General features: G+C 44.2%; 8 protein-coding genes. 4 read left to right on the plus strand and 4 right to left on the minus strand.

All coding sequences use genetic code 11. From position 1 onward, the window contains the following. Window positions 1-209, minus strand: a 209-nt coding sequence (locus GX089_09530; protein ID NLP02722.1) for a hypothetical protein, incomplete at its 3' end; no start/stop codon positions are given. A gap of 211 nt (window positions 210-420) precedes the next feature. Between GX089_09530 and GX089_09535 the strand changes: the two genes are divergently transcribed. Next, complete coding sequence (locus GX089_09535) at window positions 421-1,587, plus strand: hypothetical protein (GenBank protein NLP02723.1); 1,167 nt, start codon at window positions 421-423, stop codon at window positions 1,585-1,587. A gap of 22 nt (window positions 1,588-1,609) precedes the next feature. Here the strand turns inward: GX089_09535 and GX089_09540 are convergent, their stop codons facing one another. Continuing rightward, window positions 1,610-1,750, minus strand: a complete 141-nt coding sequence (locus GX089_09540; GenBank protein NLP02724.1) for a hypothetical protein — start codon at window positions 1,748-1,750, stop codon at window positions 1,610-1,612. 126 nt (window positions 1,751-1,876) lie between these two features. Here GX089_09540 and GX089_09545 point away from each other — a divergent pair, with 126 nt between their 5' ends. Both GX089_09545 and GX089_09550 read left to right on the plus strand, forming a co-directional pair. Next, a complete protein-coding gene (locus tag GX089_09545) occupies window positions 1,877-2,806 on the plus strand; it encodes a hypothetical protein (GenBank protein ID NLP02725.1) in 930 nt (309 codons plus the stop codon). Between the two features lie 49 nt (window positions 2,807-2,855). After that, entirely contained in the window at window positions 2,856-4,973 is a 2,118-nt protein-coding gene (locus GX089_09550; GenBank protein ID NLP02726.1) for a tetratricopeptide repeat protein, read from the plus strand. A 97-nt stretch (window positions 4,974-5,070) separates the two neighbouring features. Here GX089_09550 and hisF read toward each other — a convergent pair whose 3' ends face one another. Next, on the minus strand, window positions 5,071-5,841 hold the full coding sequence (gene hisF, locus GX089_09555) for an imidazole glycerol phosphate synthase subunit HisF (GenBank protein ID NLP02727.1): 771 nt from the start codon (window positions 5,839-5,841) through the stop codon (window positions 5,071-5,073). 146 nt (window positions 5,842-5,987) lie between these two features. Beyond that, a complete protein-coding gene (locus GX089_09560) occupies window positions 5,988-7,097 on the minus strand; it encodes an ATP-binding protein (GenBank protein ID NLP02728.1) in 1,110 nt (369 codons plus the stop codon). Between the two features lie 492 nt (window positions 7,098-7,589). Between GX089_09560 and GX089_09565 the strand changes: the two genes are divergently transcribed. Then, a complete protein-coding gene (locus GX089_09565) occupies window positions 7,590-9,290 on the plus strand; it encodes a Na/Pi cotransporter family protein (protein NLP02729.1) in 1,701 nt (566 codons plus the stop codon). Window positions 9,291-9,520 lie beyond the last annotated feature (230 nt).

The raw sequence follows: 9,520 nt of genomic DNA on the forward strand, positions 1-9,520 counted from the left end.
CGCATCCCACACACAACCACATCATCCCATTGCCGGCATTGTGCCCGTGCTACTATCGTGCCACGACGTCCGCAATGGGGACACCGGCAACCGCTTTTATGTGGCTTGACCCCAAGTTCCAATAACCCGGAGTTTTCCTTAATAGCAAACCAGGTTACTTTAAAACCCTTCATTTTAAGAAGACGAGAAAGTAATTTATTACTGGTCATGGGCTCCTCCTTGTAGGAAATTGTTTTTTGTTAATGACCATTAAACAAAATACCTCTGTTGGAGCCTGTGACTCTATATATAATGTCAAAGAGCTTATCTAACTACACTGTTTGGGAAATCCGGATAGACCCAAAAAATGATATCATGATAAACAGTGACAGATTAAAAAGGAACGGCTCTTATAAAGGTAAACTCATCAATGGAACAATCATGAAACGGGTACTGCTGTTTTTTCCCCTTCTTATAGTCTTATTATCCTGTATTTCATCCAGAAAAATGCTTGAACTGCGCCATTATGACGGAGCGGTGGCTAAATCAGCCCAGGCACTCATGAAAAATCCTGACAATCAGAAAGAGATAGATGTTCTTGCGCAAGCATATAACCTTGCCAACGATGAAGACAGACAGAGATTAAAATTCCTCATGCAGAGCGGTGAACCCCAGGTATGGGAAGAGATTTACGAGCGTTACATGAGACTTGAAAACCGTCAGGACCTGGTAAAACCTCTCAGCACATCTATTAAACAGAGAATAAATTACACATACGTCGATTATGACAAGGATATAATAGAGTCCAAACGTAAAGCCGCTGAATTTCTGTTCAGCAAGGGAGAGTCTCTTCTTGCAAAGGGTGACAGGTTCAATTCCAGGCAAGCTTACGATCGGTTCATAAGAGTCAAACACTACCTGCCGTCTTTTAATGGAATCGATGAGAAAATCTCTGATGCATATGCAAAGTCATTTTCCCATGTCCTGTTTCAAATCAGGAACAATTCCGGAAAAAGACTTTCCCACGCGTTTGAAGAGGATCTGCTTAAGATTGGATTGCAGGATCAGGGATACGAGTGGATAGTGTTCGATACGTGGCCCGACCCCAGAATCCGCTATGATTTTACAATCACACTTAATATCAGGAAAATAGATATTTCTCCTGAGCTCTCTACTTCAGCGCAATTCGAAGAGACCAAAGAGGTTGAGGATGGATTGGAATATGTGCTTGATGCAAATGGTAATGTACAGAAAGACTCACTGGGAAACGACATAAAAAAAATCAAATACAAAACCCTGCGTTGTACCGTTATCCGCTTTTCTCTGGGGAAAAGTGCTACTGTAGACGGTACGCTTGATTTCCTGGATAATGATGGAGGTCAGTTAATCAAAATTAAATCCGAGCCCATCTCTGCTGAATCAAAATTTGATTTCGTTTACGCTCTTGCAAAAGGGAATAAGGAGGCTCTCAGCGAGGAAACCCGCAGGCTGACAACTTTAACGATCGCCCCTTTTCCATCTGATGATCAGATGCTGCTGCAGGCAGCCGACCGCCTGAAACAGTACACTTTTGAGGTGTTAAGGGCAAATCAGCACCTTGTACAGTAGGAGACACTCTATTTTCAGTGGATTAGAGAATAACGGTATCCTTCAATTCAATACCCTCCCCAAAACTTCTGAAGCCAGGGCCGGTATCTGAATAGTAATAAAAAGTTGTAAACAATGGTTCTGCACCTGTATTATCGCTTTTCTGCTGAGAAAACTCAGACATTGAAAAAACATTCTTCCTTTTTTCCAAAACATGATGAATTCTGCAATTTCCGGGATTATCCAGGATGGTAGAATATTATACTTATTAATTACTAACAGTAATCCTGATTAAAGAGGTAACACGATAATGGCCACTTCCGGTTTCAAATCTGATGATGTTCGTTTTGCCGATCTGATAGATCTGACCAACCCGGAAAAAGTTTTTGCTGAAATCAGCAGAATAATCAGATTGATATTCCCGGAAGCCCGATTAAACAGTCTTATAAATGCCTTTACCGATATAAGAAACCTCTTTGCAGGTAATTATCCCGGGTACAAAGCCTGCAACACCGAGTATCATAATCTTCAGCACACAACCGATACAGCCCTGGCTCTTTCCCGTCTGATCCATGGTGCTGCCGTTGAGGGTGTCGGGTTCAATGAGAAGAATTTGGAACTGGCAATTATCTGTGCCCTGATGCACGATGTGGGTTTTATTCAGAATCTGGATGACAACAAAGGTACAGGGGCAAAACATACAAAAACTCATGTCAACAGGAGCATTGCGTTTGTTAAGAAGTATCTGGGTGAGCACGGATATAGCAGCTCTGATTATCAAAACGCATACACTATTCTCAAATGTACCGGTATTGACGTTAAACTTGAGGAGATAGAATTCTCAAGCCCGGAAATCGAGATGCTGGGTAAGATGCTTGGCACAGCCGATCTTCTGGGTCAGATGGCTGACAGGACCTACCTTGAAAAGCTTCTGTTTTTATACTATGAATTCCGTGAAGGAGAAGTGGGCGGATATATTTCCGAGAAGGATCTGATGGAAAAGACGATGAGTTTTTTTGATGATACCTTCAAAAGGTTCAAAGAGTCACTGAACGGAGTTAATGAGTATATGGCCGGGCATTTCAGGTCCAGCCTGGGTCTCGACCGTGATCTTTACAAGGAAGCCATAGAAAAGAATCGTCAATACCTCCTTCATCTTCTCACTGAGCATCCTTCTGAATACCGCGAATTCCTCAGAAGAGGAAAAATAGTGAAGAGACTGAAAGAAAAAGGTCTTTGATTTCTGTGTTTGTCAGAGGACAGGGCTATAAGCCCTGAGGACCAGTCCCATGGCAAAAAAGAAAAGATACTCCGGAAAAAAGACAGACAACCTTCCAGAAAAGAAAAAGACTGGAACGGTAAACGGTCAGACAAAAAAGTATTCTATTGCGGCAATCGCGGTAATTGTAACGGCTGTTGCTCTGGTTTATGCGAACTCTCTCTCCTGTCCTTTTATCTTTGATGATGAGTTCTCGGTTGTTAAAAACGAGTCAATAAGAAAAATCTGGCCTCCCGACCAGATTTTTTCCACTCCAGGTCTTGGAAACCCGGTACAGGGACGCCCGGTTCTTAATCTGTCTTTCGCACTCAATTATGCGATTTCCGGTCTCGATGTGACCGGGTATCATATTGTCAATATCATAATCCATATCCTTGCAGCTTTACTTCTGTTCTTAATTGCCCGGCAAACCCTTCAGAAAGGATTCAGTGACACCCATCTCAGCCGGAACTCAAATTATACAGCGTTAACAATTTCACTTCTCTGGGCACTGCATCCTCTCACCACCAGTACTGTTACCTATATATCACAAAGAGCCGAATCTCTGGTTTCACTCTTTTACCTTTTGACTATTTACCTTGTGATACGATCTTCTGAAGCATCAACACGAAAAAAAAAGATACTCTGGGGCACTTGCGCTGTCGCCGCATGCGCGCTCGGGATGGCCTCAAAAGAGGTCATGATATCTGCTCCGATTATCACCCTCATTTATGATTCACTATTTCTGTCATCGGATGTAAGAAACACTCTCAAGCGAAGATGGCCGCTTTACCTCTCTATGGCAATGACCTGGGGAATTCTGGCATATCTTGTTTCAGGCACGGAGAGCAGAGGAGGAACAGCAGGATTTGGTAATGACAGTACGATAATTATCAGGTACATTCTCACACAGTGCCGGGCTTTGATCCGCTATTTACAGTTAAGCTTCTGGCCATCCGGACTGGTTTTCGATTACGGGACATATATGGTTAAGAGCGCAAATGAGGTATTACCTTTCATAACCCTTACTGTTTTATTGATCATCGCTACAGCAGCCGGTTTTCTCTTCCGTCCAAAGATTGCTTTCGCCGGTATCTTCATTTTTGCAGTTCTTTCACCCAGTTCGAGTCTGGTACCGGTTCTCACTCAGACTGCCGCCGAACACCGCATGTATCTTCCCCTTGCTGCGCTGATTTTCCTTGTCGTATCCGGTATTTCGCATGCCCTTCAGAAAGTATTTGAAAAAGTAAATGCTCTATCCCTGACAAGAATAGCCACTGCAGGAGTGCTTAGCGTCACGCCTGTACTCATTTTAGGAAATCTTACAGTTCAGCGTAACAAAGACTACAAAAGTGAGTTCAGTATATGGCTGGATACCTCCCGAAAGCATCCGAAAAACGCGCGGGCAGCAATGTATATCGGATCGTCGATTCTGAATCGAAATGGCGGAAATATTTCGGACAAAGAGATCTCAGAGGCTATAGAGATGTTTGACAGAGCGATAGCTGCCGATCCGGATTATGCCCTCTCCTATGCAAACCGTGGACTGGCGTTCTACAAGGGAAAGCGGTTTAATGAGGCACTGGAGGATTACAGCAGGGCTATAGAGATGAAACTTGGCAGGGCAGAACTATTCAACAACCGCGGTATACTTCTCGCTGAAATGGGACGGACAGTCGAGGCAATTGAGGACTTCAAGTCTGCAGTAAATCTCGACCCGAAGTTTTCATCAGCACACTGCAATCTGGGATCTGCACACTCAAAAATCGCCGGTGAATATTCAGAACGAAATGAGCTCGAAACTGCAGAGAGAGAATTCAGGGAATCGATTGTCCATTTCACAAATGCACTGTCGGTTGACTCAACGATGGTTCGGGCCCTGCAAGGCAGGGCTGTTAGCTATTCGGTACTGGGAATGCATGCTGAGGCTGCGGATGATTGTTCCAGAATTATAAGGCTGATTCCAGATGACGCGGACGCCTACAGGGACCGGGCAATCTGCTTTTACAATCTCAGGCGATACAATGAGGCATGGAATGATCTGGAAACCTGCAAAAGACTCGGGGGACTGCCAAACCCCGAATTTATCATGATGCTTGCCAGAGAAAGAGCATCCGGAGATTTGAAACCAGCAGTTCCCGGATTTTAAGCTGGGGTTTGTTTTTTCCTGGCTTGAGTCTATCTTATTCCTCTATTTCGATACCGATGCCGATTCCGATACCGACCCCGAAGAGAACATTTGAGGCTTAACTGACATTATAGCCCAGGGAGGCAAGATACTTTTTGAGATCAGGAATCTTTATAGTGCCGAAATGGAAAACCGATGCAGCAAGCAGGATAGTTGCTCCCGCTTCGATTGCTTCCGGAAAGTGCTCCAGTTTTCCAGCGCCTCCTGATGCCACAATCTCTGCATTCACTGCTCTTTTCATGGCACGGATAACAGGCAGATCATACCCGTTTCGCGCCCCGTCACCGGCTTTACTGGTTGGCAGGATTACAGGCGCCCCAAAACCGTCAACCCGTCTGGCCCATTCCACAGCATCGGTACCAGTTGCCGTCCTGCCCCCGTCGATATAAACCTCATACCCTGAAGGCATAGTATCATTTTTATCTACATCGATCGCAACTGTCACCTTGTCCGGCCCAAACTCCCTGACCATCTCTTTTATCAATTCAGGGTTACGGAAAGCGGCACTGCTTGTAGAAACCTTATCGGCACCTGCATTGAGAACATCTTCAGCAGATTTGACGCTGTTAATTCCGCCGCCAACAGTAAAAGGAATCGTCACTGCATCTGCAACCCGTCTCACTACTGCAAGCATTGTCGGACGGTTCTCCACAGTGGCCGTGATATCGAGCATGGCAATCTCATCTGCTCCAGCTTCGCAGTAGGCTTTTGCACACTCCACCGGATCTCCTGCATCCCGTATATCTATAAAATGCACACCTTTAACAACCCGGCCGTTCTGCATATCCAGACAGGGCATAATGCGGATCTTTTTGACATCTGTTTTCATGATTCTGAGATTTCCTGATTTTGACTGTAGAAAAAGGTTTCTGTTTTTTCTGAATCTGTGGATACAAAACCTGAAACTGGAAAATACAACTCCACACGCTTCACAGTAAAGGATAAGAATACCGCACGCACGGCAAGTATTTACTTTTAGTAATTCATGTGCGCGAGCCACCATCCGAAAAACGGATTTACAAACCTGTACTCCCCATCTCTGGTAAAGAGAATCTTCAGTTCCTCAAGCCTCTGCAATGCTTTCCGGATCGTCGCTGGAAGTGCTACTCCCGAGGCATTAATAAATTCTCTGGAAAAGGTGTTTTTGCCCCCCAGTTTTGCTACAGTTGTAAGGCACTTGAACTGTATCGATGTCAATCTCGCGAGACTGGTCTCATAACCCTTGCGCTCTCCGGCAAAAAGATACTGAAGGGCCATGTTTATAGTGTCTTCAGTGATCACCGTATCCGGCTCGCTGATAGCGTAGATAGCGGAACACAACTGCTGTGTGTCGCCAGGATTCTCATCCGCAATCTCCAATATCCTGTCTATCACCTGTGAGGATATCTTCATTTTCTTTTCCAGAAATTTATTCCTGATAAATTCGCTGAATGAGATTCTGTCAATTGGCCCGACTTCAAGCCGCAAAGCCGATTTAAAAAACGGGCTTTCAGGATCATTGAACATCATGTGCATCTCACTGCGAATGCTTCCGCAGAAGATAAAGGGGATATTTTGCAGTAATTGTATCTTGCTCCGCATTATCGCCAGAACCTGGTTTGATTCCGCAAGATTTCTGATGTCCTGAAACTCATCTATTGCGACTATGGCATCTTTAAAATCCCTCCCTGAGAAAAGATCAAACAGTCCATCAAGAGAGTCAGGGCTGAGCTTAAGAGCCGTATCTATAGAAATGGAGGGAGTAGAAGTAATCGGATCAAAGGAGAGTACCGGCCTTAGTGCGGCTACACTTTTAATGAGATTTTCCAGGAGATTCTTCCCTTTCCTGGCCTTTGCCATACCATTGAGCACCCGTTTATGGACATCCTCAATGGTTTTTACCTCAAGGAGATCGATATAAACCAGCCATCTGGATTTAATCTGTTCTACGGCATGAAAAATCAGAGACGTCTTACCCGTGCGGCGCTCCCCTTCCATATAGATATTCTGTCCGGACAAGAGATGCGATTGCAGCCTTTTTTCAAGGTCAGGACGCCTGCAGTAGTTCTTTTTAAAGACAACCTGGCCATACCTGAAAGGATTCATGTTTCCCTCTCCTGATGGATTTAATGATAAATATAATACTATTCGGTATTATACTAAATTGTATAAAATTTTATACTATTTGGTATAATACTGTTTAGTATAATTAACCGGAAAACTACTGCGGACGGGATACTGGAATCATTTATCGATGCTTGTTATCAGGTATTATTGCTTCAGAGCTGCCGGAATTATCCGGTTCCTTTTGCCCCGATATGATCACAAAGGATGTTAACAATTCCGGTTATTAATCGAATTCTTTACCATTTTTTCTGAAGCAGAAAATTATATTGGTTCTGTACATGTAATTTTGGGAACTTTGTAGTAACCTCTCAGGAAGGAATATTGATGAGTTATACCCACCTGATATCATCTCCATCTTCAACACCACATAGCAGGCAAATACAACAGAACAATTTGTAAAACCTGTATGCAAATACATGTACTTTATTTTCAACCTCAACCATTAACCTTGTTACCAGGATAGCCCATAGCATGGAGAGCCCGGATCTTACTTTCAGTGCTTTAATTTTGATGACATCTAATGTAATAGGAGGATTATGCATATTCCTCCTTGGAATGAAGTATCTCTCTGACGGTGTTCAGGCAGTTGCGGGCAGCAAGATGCGCAAGATGATCTCCCTGGTTACAGATAACCGCCTTGCAGCATGCGGAACAGGCCTTTTTGTCACGTCGACAATACAATCCAGCTCAGTGACTACAGTGATGCTTATTGGTCTGGTGAATGCGGGAGTCATGACTCTTCAGCAATCAATTGGAGTCATAATAGGTGCGGATATAGGTACCACGGTCACAGCCTGGATAGTGGCAATAAAGATTACAAAGTATGGCCTTTTGATTACAGGTATTTCCGGTTTATTCTACCTCTTTTCCAGACACGAACGCAGCCGCTTCATCTATATGCTCATAATGGGTTTAGGGATGGTTTTTTTCGGTCTTTTGCTGATGGAAAAGGGTGTGGAACCATTGCGTAGCCACCAGGGATTCATCTGCCTTTTTTCAAGCTTCTCGCCTAAAGACTATCTCGGGGTAATCAAATGTGTACTGATTGGTGCGCTGGTGACATCCATTATCCAGTCATCATCTGCGACTATTGCCATGACTATCACATTGGCAAGAGCGGGGGTAATCGATTTTGACACATCGGTGGCCCTGGTGCTTGGTCAGAATATCGGTACAACGATTACTGCTTTTCTTGCCTCACTCAATGCCACAATCAAGGCACGAACCGTTGCTTATGCTCATATCCTGATTAAAGTAGCAGCAGTTTTGATAATCGTACCCTTCTTTTTCCCCTATTTGAGATTGCTTGGCGTGATAATGCACAGAGGCATCGATATTGCCACCAGAATCGCTCTGGCCCACACTATTTTCAATGTTTTTCTGGCAATCCTGTTTCTGCCCTTTACTCATCTTCTCGCCCGTTTTCTTGAGTACCTCTTCAAAGAGAAAACATCCATTGTTCCTTCTCTCACTCACCTCGATTCCCGTCTCCTCGATACTCCAATGATTTCGATTGAACAGTCTAGACGGGAGGTGATCAGGATGGGAGAGATCACCAGAAATATGATGAACTCACTTCGGGAGATAATCAGTGGCGAAACCGGAGGAAAAGAGGCGGTGGATAAGCTCTTCAATCAGGAGCAGTTACTTGATAGAATGCAGGAAGAGGTTATAACATTTCTCACCAACCTGCTCTCTCAGGAGCTTGTTTCCTCTATCACCAGAGAAGCTCAGGAGCAATTGCGCCGGGCTGATGAATACGAATCTGTAAGTGATTATATAGTCTCAATTCTCAAACTTCATCTTCGCCTTGAAAACGCCGGTTTGGTCCTGGAGCAGGAAGAGGCGAAAAATGTGCTGGAATTTCATGATGTTGTGGATGAGTATTTCAACATGGTTTTCAAAGCACATTGTAAACGGGATGTCAATATACATATCAAAGCCAAATCCCGCAGTGATGCAATAACCCACCTTTTCCGCAAAATGCGGTCCCGTCACCTGGACAAATTATCTGTAAAACAGCTCGATCCTCTTATCACATTAGTTTACCCCGAAATTCTTACGGCTTATCGCCGCATAAAGGATCATCTGCTCAATATCGCTGAAGCAGATCAGGAAGATATCAAGGAGGCCACCGCACCGGTTCTGGCCAATACCGAAGAACTGTCATGATCTTCTGACTGACCGGAAATGAAGGATTTATTTCTTTCCCCTGCACCTGAATGGGGAAAGTGCAAGCGCAATCGGGAGCCAGACCGGCGTTGTAAGTACTGTCCATTTGATGAAGAAAAAAATAAAGTAGCCGACTGCAGGGATCAGAAGCCAGTAGTATAACCACGGCCGGCTGAAGACATCGATATCAGATTGGAACATACTCCAGAGAAGGTTCAGGTAATTCTCAA

It is taken from the genome of Fibrobacter sp., from assembly GCA_012523595.1.
GTDB lineage: Bacteria > Fibrobacterota > Chitinivibrionia > Chitinivibrionales > Chitinispirillaceae > JAAYIG01.

Coding starts and splice junctions, on each gene's coding strand:
- GX089_09550 (NLP02726.1), top strand. CDS start 2,856: ATGGCAAAAAAGAAAAGATACTCCGGAAAAAAGACAGACAACCTTCCA.
- GX089_09535 (NLP02723.1), top strand. CDS start 421: ATGAAACGGGTACTGCTGTTTTTTCCCCTTCTTATAGTCTTATTATCC.
- GX089_09540 (NLP02724.1), bottom strand. CDS start 1,750: ATGTCTGAGTTTTCTCAGCAGAAAAGCGATAATACAGGTGCAGAACCA.
- GX089_09565 (NLP02729.1), top strand. CDS start 7,590: ATGGAGAGCCCGGATCTTACTTTCAGTGCTTTAATTTTGATGACATCT.
- hisF (NLP02727.1), bottom strand. CDS start 5,841: ATGAAAACAGATGTCAAAAAGATCCGCATTATGCCCTGTCTGGATATG.
- GX089_09560 (NLP02728.1), bottom strand. CDS start 7,097: ATGAATCCTTTCAGGTATGGCCAGGTTGTCTTTAAAAAGAACTACTGC.
- GX089_09545 (NLP02725.1), top strand. CDS start 1,877: ATGGCCACTTCCGGTTTCAAATCTGATGATGTTCGTTTTGCCGATCTG.